Origin of the sequence: Lactobacillus sp., assembly GCF_051873315.1 — a bacterium.
Lineage (GTDB): Bacteria > Bacillota > Bacilli > Lactobacillales > Lactobacillaceae > Lactobacillus.
The window spans coordinates 1-16628 of the sequence record NZ_JBJEES010000108.1 but is presented as its reverse complement, the minus strand read 5'-3'; the positions used below and the strand labels follow the sequence as shown (position 1 = coordinate 16628).

12 protein-coding genes and 1 tRNA gene are annotated in these 16628 nt (G+C 50.3%); 12 read left to right on the top strand and 1 reads right to left on the bottom strand.

Features of this window, described 5'->3' with window-relative positions; genetic code table 11:
• From ACI32D_RS06330 to hpt, 6 genes are all read left to right on the top strand, one after another.
• On the top strand, positions 1-3609 hold a 3609-nt coding region (locus ACI32D_RS06330), incomplete at its 5' end, for a prealbumin-like fold domain-containing protein (RefSeq protein WP_439775757.1).
• Between the two features lie 383 nt (positions 3610-3992).
• Positions 3993-5594, top strand: a complete 1602-nt coding sequence (locus ACI32D_RS06325; protein WP_439775756.1) for a SpaH/EbpB family LPXTG-anchored major pilin — start codon at positions 3993-3995, stop codon at positions 5592-5594.
• A 223-nt stretch (positions 5595-5817) separates the two neighbouring features.
• Positions 5818-6819: an MSCRAMM family protein gene (locus tag ACI32D_RS06320; protein WP_439775755.1), complete on the top strand. Its 1002-nt coding sequence runs from the start codon at positions 5818-5820 to the stop codon at positions 6817-6819.
• Positions 6820-6830: 11 nt separating this feature from the next.
• The gene (locus ACI32D_RS06315; protein ID WP_439775754.1) at positions 6831-7739 is read left to right on the top strand and encodes a class C sortase; all 909 of its coding nucleotides are present in this window, start codon (positions 6831-6833) and stop codon (positions 7737-7739) included.
• A gap of 142 nt (positions 7740-7881) precedes the next feature.
• A complete protein-coding gene (locus ACI32D_RS06310; RefSeq protein ID WP_439775753.1) occupies positions 7882-9228 on the top strand; it encodes a hemolysin family protein in 1347 nt (448 codons plus the stop codon).
• 108 nt (positions 9229-9336) lie between these two features.
• Positions 9337-9909 carry a hypoxanthine phosphoribosyltransferase gene (gene hpt, locus ACI32D_RS06305; protein WP_439775752.1) on the top strand — a complete coding sequence of 191 codons (573 nt, stop codon included), beginning with the start codon at positions 9337-9339 and terminating at the stop codon, positions 9907-9909.
• 51 nt (positions 9910-9960) lie between these two features.
• On the opposite strand, the gene ACI32D_RS06300 is transcribed toward hpt, so the two are convergent.
• Positions 9961-11253 (bottom strand): APC family permease, encoded by a 1293-nt coding sequence (locus ACI32D_RS06300; protein ID WP_439775751.1) that lies wholly within the window; start codon positions 11251-11253, stop codon positions 9961-9963.
• A gap of 106 nt (positions 11254-11359) precedes the next feature.
• On the opposite strand from ACI32D_RS06300, the gene ACI32D_RS06295 reads away from it, so the two are divergent.
• The 6 genes from ACI32D_RS06295 to ACI32D_RS06270 form a co-directional block, all read left to right on the top strand.
• Positions 11360-12052 (top strand): 1,4-beta-N-acetylmuramidase, encoded by a 693-nt coding sequence (locus ACI32D_RS06295; RefSeq protein WP_439775750.1) that lies wholly within the window; start codon positions 11360-11362, stop codon positions 12050-12052.
• Positions 12049-13305, top strand: coding sequence for a DEAD/DEAH box helicase (locus ACI32D_RS06290; protein WP_439775749.1), 1257 nt, complete (start codon positions 12049-12051; stop codon positions 13303-13305). The genes ACI32D_RS06295 and ACI32D_RS06290 overlap by 4 nt, the downstream gene beginning before the upstream one ends.
• Complete coding sequence (locus ACI32D_RS06285) at positions 13298-14617, top strand: PTS sugar transporter subunit IIC (protein WP_439775748.1); 1320 nt, start codon at positions 13298-13300, stop codon at positions 14615-14617. Before ACI32D_RS06290 ends, ACI32D_RS06285 begins: the two co-directional genes overlap by 8 nt.
• 61 nt (positions 14618-14678) lie before the next feature.
• Positions 14679-14753, top strand: a tRNA-Arg gene (locus tag ACI32D_RS06280).
• Between the two features lie 350 nt (positions 14754-15103).
• Positions 15104-16177 carry a PTS sugar transporter subunit IIC gene (locus ACI32D_RS06275; protein ID WP_439775747.1) on the top strand — a complete coding sequence of 358 codons (1074 nt, stop codon included), beginning with the start codon at positions 15104-15106 and terminating at the stop codon, positions 16175-16177.
• Between the two features lie 230 nt (positions 16178-16407).
• Positions 16408-16628, top strand: a 221-nt coding sequence (locus tag ACI32D_RS06270; RefSeq protein WP_439775746.1) for a solute carrier family 23 protein, incomplete at its 3' end; no start/stop codon positions are given.

Below are 16628 nucleotides of genomic sequence, written 5' to 3'. Positions count from 1 at the left end.
TCTGCAAGTACTTCTAGCAGCTCAGTTTCTTCAGCAAAGACAGCAACTAGTACATCCAGTTCAGAAAAATCTGCAACTAGTTCAATTAATTCTGAAAAAACAGTCACTGCTTCAACTAATCAGCTGACTACCAACCTGAGCCAGGCGAAGTCTGACTTCAGCGCTATCAACGCCCGTCTGTTTACCAGCAATCTGCTGGCCAGCACGACGGTAACAAGCAAGGCTAACGCTGACTTGGCAATTTCGTCTGATAACAACGGGTACATGGTTTGGTCAGGCGATACGGCTTTGTTTACGATCAACTTCAAGGTTTCTGGCTCACGCTATGATGAGGCTGACCGCTGGCCGGCCACGCTGACCTTTAATTTGACGGGCAATGCCAATGGTCACTTGAAGCTGAAAACTGATGTCCTGCCAGAAGTTGCTGGCGTTAAGCCGACTGTTTCTGACGGCAAGGTCATCTATACTTTCCAAAAGTCCGACCTTAAGGCAGGTCAGTCCTACAGCTTCAAACTGGCTGTCAACACTGACAACGGCTACATCAATCATGCTACTTCATTAGAACTTGCCGGCAGCTTCAAGGACAACACTGGCTATGAAACAAAAGCCAGTGCCTACACCCAGGTTGCCGCAACTACCAGTGCCTCAATCAGCACGACTTTTTTGGGTGCAAAGAATGGCTCATTGAACACTGCTCCTGGCAGAGGGGACACTCTGGCTTGGCGGATCAGCTACTCGATTCCGAATAAGACTGGTCTCAACTTCTTAGACCCGACTCAAAAACTGCAAATCAGCTATTTGATGCAGGATGGCGTTTATGCCGGCATTACGGATCCGAATGGCAATGTGACATATGTTGGCACTAACGGAAAAACTATTACCTGGGAAATACCAACGCCATCTATTGAGGAACAGGCAGCCAGCCTAGCCAGCGGCCAGCCACTGGTGTCAGGGTCCTTTATTGTTTACACCAAGCCTGGCAATAGTATTTTTTCCAGATGGACTGCCAATGAAGTAATTACTAATACGGCAACACTGACAGCGAAAAATCTGCAGAATAATACGATTTCGGTTCAAAGCAGCGCAACTGGTCAAATCGGCCAAGTCATCAACGGGAATGTAAATTCTAACGGTGATGTTCTTTACCCGAACTTCTACGGGCCAAGCGATGGTGAAGGCAATATGGGCCTTAATGCCCTAACGACTGTTTATGACACGGCCAGCCTGCTTTTTGCCAGCCAGTACTTTACTGGGACTGAAGGGCTTGCAACAACGAAACAATACAACAGCAGAGGCAGTTTGGTCGGAAGCAATATCAGTTCTGGCACTTTCAACGGTTCAATTATCAATGGTCTGCTTAACACAGGCTTGCAAAAGTCGGTAGTTCACTACGATATTGATTCCCACATTATCATCAAGACCTTGGAATTCGCTACCCCATGGCTGCAACTTTATGTTTCTGAAGGTTCAACCAGCTACCCAAGCGGGACGGCTCCGGGGACTCTGGCAACTTTGTATGTCAGAAATATGGAAACTGGGGCTCTTAGAACGATCACCAAGTATGTGACTAAAAACGGCCAGATTCCACTGTCAGACTTTGGCGTTAAAGACAATGAACGCCTGGTTAGCGCAGATTTCAGCATTCAGTACGAAGATACCAGCCAGCTGATCAATACCAAAACGTCTGGGGCGGTCTACATGCGTGGCGGCGTTGAGGAAGGCTATGTTGGCAAGGCTACGATAACTACCCAAGCCTACATCGTAACCAAAGACGGGACCAAGTATGTCCACGAGTCAACGACTAACCAGAAGACCAGCAGCGGCGAATTCAGCCCGATTGGTCCACGGTCAGTTCAAGTCATTGAAAAGCCAAGCAGTACGCCGATCGGTCGGACTGACGTTTCCTTTGCTCAACATGCTAAAGACGGAGAAACCGTTATTCAGAAGAACTCCTCCAACCGGGTTATTGCTGACTTCTACAATGTGACCAACTCCCCGATCGCTACGAAGTCACCAACGGTTTTGTCAGTTCTTTTGCCAAAAGGGGTGACGGTTGACAACGCCAATACCGATGTCAAGATGTATCTTGTCAATGACAGTACCGGCCAAGAGACGCTCTTAGAGAGAGGGGGTTCAGCCGGCAACTGGTCTGGCGCTTTCAATTACAAGCAGACCTTGAAAAATGCGGACAGCGTTGATACTGGCCAGCAATACGTTAAGTTTGTTATGGGTGAAGGACAAGGGGGCCTGCAGCCGGGTTACCACATCCGTGGTGAATTCAACGTCAATGTTGGAGATGTCAGTGGACCAGTAACCTTGAAGGCTTACGGTGCTTCCTATAGCCAGAAGCTGCTGGCTCCAACGGGTTACTCCCTGATCACGGACAAGGAATCTGACAAGGTCAAAGACGGCGAAGCCTACAGAGAAGTCGCCGATCTCTTTGGCGACGGAAACTTGAAGGTGGCTGTTGCTAGCCAGCAATCCTACAGCCTGTCAAACTATGATGAGTTGAAGACAGAAAAAGAAGTCAAGGGTGACCTGGACAGTGACTACTCTAGCATGGCTCATGCCAGCTTGGGCGGGCAGATTTCCTACCGGCTCAAGTTCAGCAATACTGACGGCCAGGCCATCACCAAATTGACCTTGCTGGACGTTTTGCCAACTGTTGGCGACTTAGGCATTACTGACAATGTTGACCGGGGCAGCCAATTTACTCCGGTATTGGCCGGCCCAATTACCTTGAGCAACTCCAACCTGGAGATCAAGTACTCAACTTCCAGTAAGCCAAGCCGGGCGCTTTTGAACAACTCAGTAGCTAACTGGCCATCTGGCGCCCAAAAGCTGCAGGACCCATCCGGGGCTGAAAGCCCAACTTGGCTGACGCAAGATCAAGTGACTGACTGGTCCAAGATCCGGTCCTTTACGATCAGCTTGAAGAATGGGCAAACGATCAAGGCAGGCCAAACCACAACCATCGAGTTCACCATGCAGGCGCCAAAGCGGACTGACTTAACAGCAAGTCAGCTGCAGACCTTGCTTAATCCAAATACGGATGAAAGCAGTCGGGCAGCCTGGAACAGTTTTGCGGTCACGACCAACAACCTGCTTCCAGTTGAACCAGCCAGAGTTGGGGTGGTACTTGAGGACGCGTCAGCGGCGATCATCAAGAAGGACGCTGCTTCCGGCAAGACTCTGTCGGGCGTTGAATTTAAGCTGGCGGACAGTGAAGCTAACGCCAAGGCAGGCAAGTTCCTCCGTCTGGCAGACGGCAAGGTTGTCGCGCCAAGTGATTCTAACTACTCTTCCGGCCAGGACTATGTCTTAAAGAGTGATGACAACGGTCAATTGCTCTTTACCGGCCTTAAGAGCGGCCAGACCTACTATGCGGTTGAAACGAAGGCGTTAGACGGCTACCAGCTGGATTCTACGCCTCACGCGGTAAAGGCCAGCTACCAGACCAGTCAAGCGGCTGTCACGGTATACAACCAAAAGCAGCCAATTCTGCCGCAAACCGGTGGACCAGGTGCTTTGATCTTTATCTTGTTAGGTTTGATCATGCTCTTGCTAGCTGTTTTGGGCTTAAGAAATCACGATATTGTAAAACGGTAATATACAAATTGGACTGAAAGCGTTGTGCCTCTAGGGCGCAGCGCTTTTTTGCCCTATTAGTAAAGAAGTATAGAAAAACTAATGATCTTATATTGAACTTTTTATAACCCGATGATATAATTATGATAGATTCAAGGAAATGAAGAAATAACAAAAGAACAATTAGCGAAAGATCTAGCTGGTGGCTTTCGGCCTGCAATCGCAGGTAAGCAGAATTGCTGATCCAACTTGTTCACGAAAACGAGATGCCATTGGCGGGTATTTTCCATCACACGCCCGCGCTAGACCAAGCACTAAGCCACTTTTAGGAGGTGACAGGACTTTAGGGAAAAAACGGAGATTGCTGATAATTAGTGTGAATTAAAAGAGACGGAGAAAAGACCATGAAAAGAGGAAAATTAGCAACTTTGCTGGCTGCCTTTACTTTGGCAGCCGCACCTATCCTGTCTAGCGCTGGCCTGGTAAGCGCCGCTGAAGACAACTATACGACTACTAAGCCTAACGAAGTAACTGTGGCCATCCACAAGTACAAGACCACCAGTGACTTGTCAGGCAAGACCAAGCAAAACGCTGACTTTGACACCAAGTCAACCAGCGATTTGAAGAACTTGCTGGGCCTTAGCGACAGTGACAACCTGGAGCCAATGGCTAATGTCAAGTTTAAATACTTCAAGGTCAATGACAGCGACAAGCTGGCAGACTTGGCCAAGAAGTCAGTTAAGGAACTGGAAGCAGCTTACTCAACTAACGGCGAGATGACTACTGACGCTTCTGGTTTGGCAACTAAGGTTATTCCAGAAGCTGATTACGGCAAGTATTACTTTGTCGAAGTAACCAAGACTGACTCAGCCTTTGAAACTGCACCATTCCTGCTGGAAGTTCCATCATACATTTCCGGCAAGGGTTACGCTAAGACCATGAACGTTTACCCGAAGAACAAGGTTACTACCCCAACTCCGGGCAAGGACGTCAGCGATCTGGGCAACAACGACGACTCAGCCAAGGTCGGCGACCAGGTTAAGTGGTACTTGAAGGGTACTATTCCTGCCGATATCGACACTTACCAAACTTACGAATTCATCGATACTTTGGATTCAGCTCTGACTTACGACAAGTCCTTCACTCCAGTAGTTACTGTCGGCACTAAGACTTTGAAAGCCGGCGAAGATTACACGGTAACTGAACCAACTGCTGACAGCAATGTCTTCAAGGTTACCTTGACTGAAGCAGGTAAGAAGAAGGCCTACGAAGCTTACCAAGCAGCAGGCCAAACTCCAAGTGCTGAAGAAATCAAGGACATTGCCAAGAACACTGACGAAAACCCATTCATCGAAGTTGAATTTGCAACTACTATCAACGAAAAGGCCGTAATGGGCAAGACCATCGACAACAAGGTTGTCTTGAACTACCACAACGGCGGCAGCGTTTCTGGCAAGCCAGAATCTGACACTCCAGAAGTTCACACCGGTGGTATCCGCTTCGTTAAGAAGGACGCCGTTAACAAGAACGTTCTGGAAGGCGCAGTATTCGAACTGTACGAAGCAGACGGCACTACTCCAGTTAAGTGGACTCAAGCCATGATCGATGCCAACGGCTCAACTGGCTTCAAGGACCAAGCAGTTGGCAACCAAGTTAAGCTTGTTTCAAAGAAGGACGGCACTTTCGAAATCAAGGGCCTGAAGTACGGCTCAACTGGCAAGAACAACGATGATTCTTCTACTAAGTACGTTCTTAAGGAAGTTCAAGCCCCAGAAGGCTACAACCTGCCAGACAATGCCACTACTACTGTGACTGTCAACGCAACTTCCTACTACAAGAATCCAACTGCAGTTGATGCTGTAGCAGCTGATCCTGTAGAAATCCTGAACAACAAGACTCCAAACCTGCCAATGACTGGTGGCATCGGTGCCCTGATCTTCGCTCTGACTGGTTTGGCAGCTGTAGGCTTCGCCTTCTACGAAATCAAGAAGCGTCGTCAAGCCTAATTGACTAAACTTAGTTGATTTGTTGATCACAATTTGTTACTTTTTGAAGCGGGAAAGTCAATTGGAAATTCAATTGGCTTTCCGCTTTTCTAAAGCAGGGGAGCTGGCCCTGAGCTTGCCTGCTTTAGAAAGGTTAGTCTTTAAAAATAATAAATGGCTGCATTGTGGAAGAAAAACAGTGCAGAGTGTAGAGTATAAGAAGGGTGAGAAGGGAGAACAACTTATGGCGACTCATTTACGGCGCGGCCACTTGGCTTTTGCCTGGCTTTTGGCCTTGCTCAGTCTGCTTTTTACGGCTGGCCGGGCTCAGGCCGCCAGCCAAGACCTGACCTTGGTCAACCCTAGTCCAAACCAAGCGACAAGTTTCGTCTTTAAAGGCTGGAAGGTTAATGACCAGGCTAAGCTGGCGGACTTAAACAAGCAGACCAGCGAAGAACTGGACCAGTCCAGCCAGGCCGTTTTCCAGGAAAAAATGGCTGCCGGCCAGAGCCAATTAAAGCTCTCCCTGGATCCCGGCCGCTACTACATCAGAGAATTGACCAAGCCAGGGGTGACGGTCCAGCCGCTTCTTTTGACTTTACCTAGAAACGGCAGTAACCAGCTAACGGTCTACTTAAAGACTGAAGCCATCACTGGCCAGGTCCAGCTGACTAAGCTGGGCTATGCCAGCGCTTCAGCCAAAGGCAAGGCCCTGGCCGGAGTTAGTTTCTACCTTTATCAAGAAGGCAATAATCTTCCCTTGCGAGTTGATGCTTTGGGCAAATTGTCAACAGACGACCGGGATTCCCGCCTCCTTTTGACTGACAAAAATGGGCTGATCAAGGTGACCGGCCTGCCAGCCGGCAACTACTACTTCGTTGAACAGGCGACCCTGTCTGGATACGTGAAGAATACCAGCCCGCAGCACTTTACCGTCAAAGCCGGGGAAACGGCCTACGTGACTGTAAAGAACTACCAGCCGACCGTGCCGACTCAGCCGCAGAAGCCGACCGTGCCAAAGAGTTCCAGCTCTAGCTCGAGCTCTAGTTCAAGTTCCAGCTCAAGCTCAAGCAAGCCAAAGGTACCGACTCAGCCGCAAAAGCCTAACGTTCCTAGCCAAAAGAAGAAGGGCTTCCTGCCGCAGACCGGGGAAATCGTCAGCTGGCTGGCCGTCTTTGCCGGCCTGGTCCTCCTCGTCTTTGGCCTCTTCTTAGCTGTGAAGAGCCGGCGGAAAAATGACCAATAGGATTTACGGAAATGAAAAAAGAAGCAAAAAAGCAGGCAAATAAACAAAAGCAGCAAAATAAGAAAAAGGGGCCAATCTGGCCCTTTATTTTGCTTTTACTGGTCGGCTTGGGTCTTTTGGCTTATCCTTTGTCGACTCAGGTCTACAACTTTTGGCTGTCTCACCAGAAGGTCCAGTCTTTCCAAAAGGCGGCCGGCAAATTGTCAGAAGCTGAAGTAAAAAAGCGCCTCCGCCTGGCCCGGGCCTATAACGCCTCGCTCTTGTCACCAGGCCAGCAGGCCAGCTTCAGTGATCCTTTCAGTAAGAAGGAGAAACAAGCAGGCGTGGCAGCTTATGCCAAGATGCTGGAATTAGAGGAAAACATCGGCTATATCGATCTGCCTAAGCTCCACCAAGAATTGCCGATCTATGCCGGGACCAGTGAATCAGTCCTGCAAAAGGGCATTGGCCACTTGCCAGGTTCATCCTTGCCAGTTGGGGGCAAGAGCACCCGGGCGGTTCTTACCGGCCACCGTGGCTTGCCAAACTCCCGCCTCTTTACTGACCTGCCCCGGATGAAAAAAGGGGATGTCTTTTACGTCCACAACCTGGGCCAGACCCTGGCCTACAAGGTTGACCAGATTAAGGTGATCAAGCCGACCCAGGTTGACCAGCTCAAGATCGTCAAGGGCAAGGACCTCTGCACCTTGATGACTTGCACGCCATACATGATCAACACCCACCGGCTGCTAGTGACCGGCCACCGGATTCCATACAATCCAAAGGCGGAAGCCAAGGCCAAGGAAAGAAGCCGCAACCGCCTCTTCTGGATCATCATCGCTGTTCTTTTGCCAGTTTTGGCCATCATTATTTTCTTCTGGCACAAGAAGCGGAAGAAGAAAAAGCAAGGTAAAGCGGCAGAAAAGAAAGAACAAGAATAAGCAGATAAAAACGGGCCGTCCGGATTCACGCGGGCGGCCCGTTTAATATTTTTCTAGAATGAACTCCTTTGTGAAAAAAACTCTGCAAATAATGATAGAATAAAGGTAAATAGTTCAATTAGAGTAATTTAGGTGAATTACAGTGACTACGACACAAATCTGGATTAATTTACTAGCAATACTTGTAATCTTTGTTTTTGCCTCCTTCTTTGTCGCGGCGGAATTTGCCCTGGTGCAGGTCCGGCCCAGCCAGCTGGAGGACATGATCGCCAATGGACAGGGAAACGTGAAGAAACTTAAGCGGGCCCTGCACATGTCGCATAATTTGAATGAGTACCTGTCAACTACCCAAGTCGGCACTACCTTAGTTGGGGTTATCCTGGGCTGGTTCGGGGCTGATACTTTGGCCACCATCTTTGAAAGGCTTTTGGCTCTGACTCCCATGTCCAAGAGTCTGGTCAACTCAGTCGGAGCTTTGATCGGGGTTATTTTCCTGACTTATCTAGAAGTTGTTTTGACGGAAGTCGTGCCGAAAAATATCGCCATTGACGCCCCAGTCAAGATGCTGATGTGGATCGTAACGCCCCTCCACTTCTTCCATACTTTGGTTTATCCTTTCGTCTGGCTCTTGAACGCCAGCTCATCTGGTATTTTGAAGATAATGGGCTTTAACCCGGCCGATGAGGAAAACCAGGTTTATTCTCAGTCGGAAATCATCCGTTTGAGCAAGAACGCGGTGCATGGCGGGGCCTTGGACAAGGAAGACTTGACCTATATGGAAAGAGCCTTCCAGTTAAATGACAAGACGGCCAAAGACATTATGACCGACCGGACCCGGCTGACGGTTTTAGATGCCAGCGAAAACATCAAGACTGCCCTGGCCAAGTACCTGGAAGACGGCTACAGCCGCTTTCCGGTCGTGCGGGAAAATGACAAGGACGACGTGGTCGGCTACGTTTATGCCTACGACATCGTCCAGCAGAGCCGGGTGGACGACAAGGTGCCGGTGACCCGGGTCAACCGGACGATCATCACGGTGCCTGAATCCATGCCGATCCAAGACATTCTGCGTCTCATGATCAGCAAGCACACGCCAATCGTTTTGGTAGTTGATGAATACGGCGGCACCAGCGGGATCGTAACTGACAAGGACATTTACGAAGAGCTCTTCGGGTCAGTCAAGGATGAAATTGATGACGTTTCCGACGACTACATCATCAAGGACGCTGAAGGCAATATCCATGTTTCCGGCAAGACGACCCTGTATGACTTTGAACGCTACTTCCACCAGAATCTGAAGAGCTTCCAAAACAGCGACATCATCACCATCGGTGGTTACATGATGGAGCGCTATCCGAATTTGAAGAAAGAAGAGTCAGTAGAACTGGAAGGCTTCCGCTTTACCTTGGACGATATTCAGCAGGGTTTCATGCGCTGGTTTATCGTTGAAGGGCCAAAGACAAACGATCAAGCCGAAAAAGAAGAATAAGATTCTTAAAAAGGAACGGTTTTTAGACAAATGCCGTTCTTTTTTGTCAAAATAATGTTATAATCTGAATGTATCATTTTGAAAGCAATTAGTAATCGAGGAAACCTAATGAAAAGTATTCATGACGCAGTTGATCACAAGTTGTACAGCGAAGAAGACATCGCGGAAATGACCAAGCGGCTTGGCCAGCAATTGACCAAGGACTACGCTGGCAAGCGGGTGCTGGTTGTCGGCGCCTTGAAGGGTGCCATCTTCTTCTTGACCGACCTCCTGCGGGAAATGGACCTGGCTTGCGACATTGACTTCATCGACGTTTCCAGCTACGGCAACGGGACTGAATCCAGCGGCAAGATCACGGTAACCCATGACCTGGAAGCTGACGTGAAGGGCCGTGACGTCTTGATCGTTGAAGACATCGTGGACACTGGCCTCACTTTGAAGTTCATGAAGGACGAAATGCTCCGCCGCGGGGCAAGCTCAGTCAAGTGCTGCGTCTTGCTTAACAAGACGGCCCGCCGGACTACTGAAGTAGATGTTGAATACTACGGCACTCACGTAGGCAACGAATTCGTCATCGGTTATGGGATGGACTTTGCCGGCCTTTACCGGAACCTGCCTTACATCGGCGTCATCAAGCCGGAAGTTGTCGAAGAATTCAGCAGCAAGCACGAACACGACTAATTTTTCCTAAAAGAAAATGGATCATCCATGTGGATGATCCATTTTTTTGCTCTAGTGGAGCTTTTTCCAGTAGTAGACGGGCAGGCCCAGGAGGGTGATGCCCAGGCCGATCACGGAGAGGGCAAACTGGTTGATGACGGTCATCACGATGATGAACAAACCGCCAATAATGGAAATCAAAGGGATAACCGGGTAGGCTGGCGTCATGAAAGGCCGGGCCAGGTCTGGCTCTCTTTTTCTCAGCAAAATAACAGCCACAGACAGGAGGGTGGTGAAGGTCCACATGACAAAGACCAGCATGTTGGTCAAGATTTCAAAGTTGCCCAGGGCGATCATGATCAAGGCGATGGCGTTGACCAAAAGGGCGGAGAAGACCGGGACCCCGCTTCTGGCAGAAGTCTTAGCCAACTTCTCAGAGCCGGGCAGGCGGTCTGCTTGGGCCAGGATGTAAGGAGTCCGCATCCCTGTCAGCATAAAGCCGTTGCAGGCCCCGTAAACCGACAGCAGGATGCCGACCGTGACGATTTTGCCCCCGGCCTGGCCAAAAAGCTTCAAAGAAGCATAGTAGGCGGTATTGTCATTGCCGATGATTTTGGCAAAAGGCAAAGCAGTCATAAAGGCGTAGTTGACCAGGATGTAGACGACAGTGACCAGGGAGAGGCCGAGGATGATGGCCCGGGCCAGGTCCTTTTCGGGATTCTTCATTTCCTTGGCCAGATTGGTCACCACGATCCAGCCTTCAAAGGCGAAGAGGGCGGAGAGCAGGCCCTGGCTGATCCCGGCCAGCCAGCCGCCGCTGCTAGCCACCGTAACTGGCCAGAGGCTGACGGAGACTTGCGGGCGGATTAAGGCGAAAACGATGATCAAAAAGAGAGGGATCAGCTTGATGACCGTGATCACCGACTGCATCCAAGCTGAAGCCTTGGTGCCCAGCATGTTGATCAAAAAGAGCAAAAGGACCACCCCAGCGGCAATCCACTTGCTGCTGGAGGCTGGCAGGCCCGCCAAAACTACAAACTGCTGGCCGAAAATCGATGCCAGGGCCGCGATCTGAGCGGGGAAGTAGACGGTCATTTCCGCCCAGCCGAAGAGAAAGCCCCAGATATTGCCATAGCTGTAGTCCAGGTATTCAATGGCCCCGTTGACGTTCAAAGCTGCCGCGATTTCCGACACGGTCAAACCTGAGCAGATTGAGATAACGCCGGCTAAGAGCCAGACCAAAATAGTGGCTGAAGCTGACCCGGTGCTTTGGGAAATGCTGCCGATCTTAAAGAAGACCCCGGCTCCGATGACTGAGCCGATGACGGTCGCCAGTGCCTGGCCAAAAGAAATCTGTTTTTTCACGAAATCCCTCCAGTAATACAAGTCTAACTATTCAATTATACAGGAAATCTTTCTACTTGGTCTAGGCGGATTTCTCGGCTAAAATGGTAGAAGGAGGTTTTGGGCGATGGGGCAAAAGAAGCATTTTCAGCATCCGGCAACTCTGCCGGCTCTTTTGATTCTGCTGGCCGCGATTATCGGCCTTTTGGCTTATGGCCTGTACAATTATGCCAGCCAGACTACCCTGCCAAAAGGGGCCAGTCAAAGCGCTGTAGGCCTTAAGGTTGACCAAAGCCAAGAGGATATTGACCTCAGCCGCCTTCAAAAGGGCGGCTTGTCTTTCGTCTATCTGCCGGTTGACCAGAATTTTTCCGCTAGACGCAAGGAAGTTGCTAAGACCAAATTAGCCTATGGCAGCGTACTTGAAGTAGCAGGGGAGAAAAGCGCCAAGAAGCAGCTAGCCCGGGCCAAGCGCCTGTCTGCCGGCCACTGGGGCGCCTTGCCAATTCTGCTGGACAGCGGACAAGATGATCCAAGCGCAGCCAATTTGACTGCCATGAGCCAGCTGGCCGCTTCTTTGATTAAGAGCCATGAGGTCATGGTCAACGCGCCGGTGAAGTATAAGAAGCTTTTTCCAGCGGGATGCAAGTTCCTGGCCACGTCGACGTCAGCGCCAAGCAAACTGGACTACTGCTTCTGGCGCTATACAGAAAAAGGCCACGTGGCCGGAGTCAGCGGGATCGGCTACAAGAACGTCATGTATGCCTACATCGGGACCAGCCAGCAATATAAAGAAAAGTACGGACAATTAGCACAATGATTTACACAGAACAGATTCAAGCAGTTTTAAAGAAGGAACATAAGGACCAGCCAACCCTGATTCAAAAGGAAACTTATGAGGCCATCAAGAACGGGGCCAGCCTGGTTGCATTGGCCAAGACGGGGACGGGCAAGACCCTGGCCTATGCCCTGCCGGCTTTAGAGCGGGTTGTTCCTGGGGAGAAAAATTCCCTGGTAATTTTGGCCCCGACGACGGAACTGGCCGTCCAGATCAGAAATGCCATCCTGCCTTTTGCCAAGGCCCTGGGCCTCAAGACCCTGGCCTTGGTGGGGGCCGGCAACCGGCAAAGACAGGACGAGCGGTTGAAGAAGGACAACTGTGAAGTCCTGGTCTGCACCCCGGGCCGCTTCTTCGACTTCTTCTCTTCTGGCCGGATCAAACTGGTTCAGATCAAGACCCTGGTCATCGATGAAGCCGACGACATTTTGGAATTTGCCAAGCTGGAACTTCTGAGTTCTTTGGGCCAGAACCTGCCTTCTACTAGTCAGATTTTGCTCTTTGGGGCTACTGAATCCCAGATCACCCAGGAAGCGGAGGAAATTTTTGCCCGCCACTTCTTCCTAGTCGATGTCCGCCCGGACCAGGGCAGCCGGACTGAGCATGTCTTTTTGCAGGTGGACAATGAGCACAAGCTGGAATACCTGCAGCGCCTGTGCAAGCTGGACGGCTTTAGAGGCCTGCTCTTTTTTGACTCAAACGAGGGGATGCTGCGCTTTGCCAGAATTTTTGCCCACAGCAAGACCCGCTTTGAAGTTTTAGCCAACAATTTCTCAAAAGACAAGCGCCAGCAGGCTATCCGGGACTTGGCCAAGGGCAAGGTCAAGCTGCTCTTAGCCACTGACCTGGCGGCCCGGGGGTTGGACATTCCGAAACTGACCTACGTGGTCAACTATGAAATCCCTACTGACGCCAACACCTACATGCACCGAGCTGGCCGGACCGGCCGGATGCAGCAGGAGGGCAAGGTGGTGTCTCTGGGCAATGACCACGACCTGCGCAAGCTGAAGAAGCTTTTGGAAGGGGAAGTAACGGTCGACCGGGTCTACTTTGCTGGCTACCACTTAAGTAAAGAAAAGCCGGTCAAAAAGGAAAAGGCTGAAGCAAAAGACAAGCAGGATAAAAAGACCGCTGTCCTTGCCCAGCCGGCCAAGAAGAAAAAGAAGTCCAAGAAGAAAAACAAGAACAAGGGTTATCATCCACATTACTTGAAGGGGAAGCAGCAGAGTGAATAACGTGATTGACTGGCTGGAGCGGCACCTGCTGCCCCTGGCCAATAATCTGGCCTCAGTCCGCTGGCTGGTGGCCCTTAGGGATGCTTTTATCTCCACCTTGCCGATCAGTTTGACCGGATCAGCAGCGGTCTTGATCAAGAGCTTGATTGTCGCTGCTAATCGAAATTTAGGCTGGCATGTTTTTTACCAGCTCATGCAGCCGGCGATCTCCATCTGCAACTTTGTCTGGCGGGGGAGCGTGGCCATGTTTGCCCTCTTCTTCGTCCTCAGCTGGGGCTACCAATTGGCCAAGGCCTGCGAGGTGGACCCATTGGCCGGAGCCATGACGGCTCTGTGCTCTTTTATGATGAGCATTGCCAACTATTCCTACCTCATGCAGGGGAGTAAGCGGATCAAGCTGGACCAGGTCTTTAACACCAAGCAGCTGTCAACGACAGGGATGTTTACCGCCATCCTCTTTGGCGGTCTGGGCGTGGCCCTTTACATCCTGGGGGTCAAGGCCAGACTGGGCCTGCACATCCAGACTGCCATGCCGCCAGCCCAGATTGCGGCCTTTGAGGCGGCAATTCCAGTCATGCTGGCCCTTTTTATCGTGGGCGGGCTGAACTATCTTTTCCAGACCATTACTGGCCAATATTTTGGTGACTGGCTTCTGGAGATCATCCAGCTGCCCCTTTTGAAACTGGGCCAGGGCTTCATCATGGTGATTGCCGTTACGGCCTTAACCCAGCTTTTCTGGTTCTTCGGGATCAATGGGGCCAGTGCCCTGGCTCCGGTCGTTGGGTCAATCTGGGCCACGGCCCAAAATGCCAATATATTGGCGGCAGCTAATGGCCACAAGATCCCGTATTTATGGACCAACACTTCTTTTATGATCTTTGGGGTCAGCGGGGCCTGCCTGCCTTTGGTGATCGCGATTTTGCTGACTTCCAAGCGCAGCGACCACCGGACTTTGGCTAAGGTGGCCCTGGCTCCGGCCGTTTTCAATGTCAATGAACCCATGCTTTATGGGCTGCCGATTATTTTGAACCCGGTTTACTTTTTGCCCTTTACCCTGGCTCCTATTGCCAATGTCTCTGTTGCATATTTAGCGACCAGGCTGGGCTGGATCAACCGGGTCCAGGCCTCTGTTCCAAATATCATGCCCCCGATAGTCGGCCCTTACCTGGCCTGCAACTATGACTGGCGGGCCTTGGTTCTTTCTTTAGTCAACCTGGTCATTGCTGTCTTGATCTGGCTGCCTTTTGTCAAGGCGGCTGACCGGATTGGCAGCAATGATGAACCACGGCGCTTTTTCATGCCCCAATACTAATGACTTAAGCTAAAGCACTAGCTTTTTCAACACATTTTTTGTAGAATTAAATGTGTTGCATGGCCCGGTAGCTCAGTTGGATAGAGCACTGGTTTCCTAAACCAGGTTGTCGCGAGTTCAAATCTCGCCCGGGTCATTGCCTGCCCCTCACGGAAGTGAGGGGTTTTCTTTTTGCCTTTTTTCTGTTTTTTGCTATTTTTCTCTATTTTTTCTTCCGAACTTATTGCCTTTTGCCTTTAACTTTGTCAAAAACGGACGACTTTTTAACAAAAGTTTAAAGAAAGTAAAGTTGATTGAAAAAGAAAGCGGATTTTTTGCTTTTGATAAGAAAATTATGAAAGTGTTGCGGAAAAGGATTGCAAAGGTTGAGATCTTTCTCTATAATTCAAGACATCAGTTTATGAGAGAGAGATTAAACGCTATTAGATATCTCATAATCTGCGTCAATGTAATTATATTTTTCTACCGTTAGGAGGCGGAGACTATATGTCTGAAACAACTCAAACAAAAGAAACAGTTGGATCATTTACGATGAAAGTCCTCAATGGTTCAGCGACTGCCATTATCGTGTCACTTCTTCCAAGTGCCATTTTGTCAACCTTCTTGACTCCTTTTGCCGGGAGCAACGCGATTGTGGCCAATCTTTTGCACATTGTGACCGTCTTCCAATACTTCTTCGCTGTAATGTGTGGGTTCTCAACTGCCAAGCAGTTTAACCTGGGCTACACTGAAGCTGCCTGTGTGGGCGGTGCTGCCTTCCTGGGCTCCGGCTGTGTAACCGCGGTAACTACCACTATTAAAGGCGTGACTACCACCAGCTTCCAATTAGCCGGGATGGGTGATGTTATCAACACCATGCTGACGGCAGCCGTTGCCGTACTGTTCATCAAGTGGGTCGGCAACCGCTTCGGCTCACTGGGGATCGTCTTCTTCCCAATCCTGGCCGGGACCGGCGTTGGTTTCCTGGGCAGCTTGACCAAGCCATACGTATCCCTGGTAACCACGGCTATCGGTGACGTCATCAACACCTTCACCAAGCTGGCTCCATTCCCAATGTGTGTCCTGATCGCCATGTCCTTCGCGATCATCATCGTTACCCCACTGTCAACTGTAGCGATCTCCGTAGCTATCGGCCTGGCCGGCATGGGTTCTGCCGCTGCTGGTTTCGGTCTGGCAAGTACCGCAGCCTTCCTTATCTGGGCAACCCTGAAGGTTGACAAGCCAGGTGTGCAAGTTGCCATCTTCTTAGGCGCTATCAAGATGATGATGCCAAACTTCCTGAGATACCCAGTGATCGGGGTGCCAATCGCTTTGACGGCGGCTATCTCAACCCTGTCCGTGCCAATCCTTGGCCTGCAAGGTACTCCGGCATCTGGTGGTTTCGGCCTGATCGGGGCAGTTTCACCGCTGGCTTCTTACAATGCCGGCTTCCACAACGTGCTGGTGCTGGTAATCGTCTGGGTAGTCGTACCATTTGCGGTTGGCTACCTGATGAAGAAGATCTTCGTCGACTGGACCAAGGTCTGCAAGCCGGAATACTTCGTCACTCCGGCCCGTTAATTGTCATTAATCTCCTTAAATTATTCCAATAAACCATATTTTTCCTTATATAATTCAAGTCCGCGGCTGAAGCATTGTCAGCCGCGGCTTTTTTTGACCTTCCTTGACAAAAAATAATATTATTAGTAGGCTAAAGTAAGTCAATTGTTAAGGAACCTTTAAATTCAGTCCCGTGAGGCTGACAAGGACATTTTGTTCCGGGTTCCAGTATTTGGAAAGGAAGATTTCTTTTGAAAGAAAACAAGACATTCCGGAACCCTGAAGCGGTTTTGGACGTCCAGGACAAGCCGAAGTTTGGTCCCTGGCTGCTGCTCTCAATCCAGCACCTCTTTACCATGTTCGGCTCGACCGTCCTGGTTCCGCTTTTAATCGGCTTAAAGCCAAGCATCGCCCTCTTCTGTTCAGGGGTAGGGACCCTGGTCTACATCCTTTGCACCCAGGCGAAGATTCC

Coding starts and splice junctions, on each gene's coding strand:
- ACI32D_RS06275 (WP_439775747.1), top strand. CDS start 15,104: ATGTCTGAAACAACTCAAACAAAAGAAACAGTTGGATCATTTACGATG.
- ACI32D_RS06315 (WP_439775754.1), top strand. CDS start 6,831: ATGAAAAAAGAAGCAAAAAAGCAGGCAAATAAACAAAAGCAGCAAAAT.
- ACI32D_RS06320 (WP_439775755.1), top strand. CDS start 5,818: ATGGCGACTCATTTACGGCGCGGCCACTTGGCTTTTGCCTGGCTTTTG.
- hpt (WP_439775752.1), top strand. CDS start 9,337: ATGAAAAGTATTCATGACGCAGTTGATCACAAGTTGTACAGCGAAGAA.
- ACI32D_RS06325 (WP_439775756.1), top strand. CDS start 3,993: ATGAAAAGAGGAAAATTAGCAACTTTGCTGGCTGCCTTTACTTTGGCA.
- ACI32D_RS06295 (WP_439775750.1), top strand. CDS start 11,360: ATGGGGCAAAAGAAGCATTTTCAGCATCCGGCAACTCTGCCGGCTCTT.
- ACI32D_RS06290 (WP_439775749.1), top strand. CDS start 12,049: ATGATTTACACAGAACAGATTCAAGCAGTTTTAAAGAAGGAACATAAG.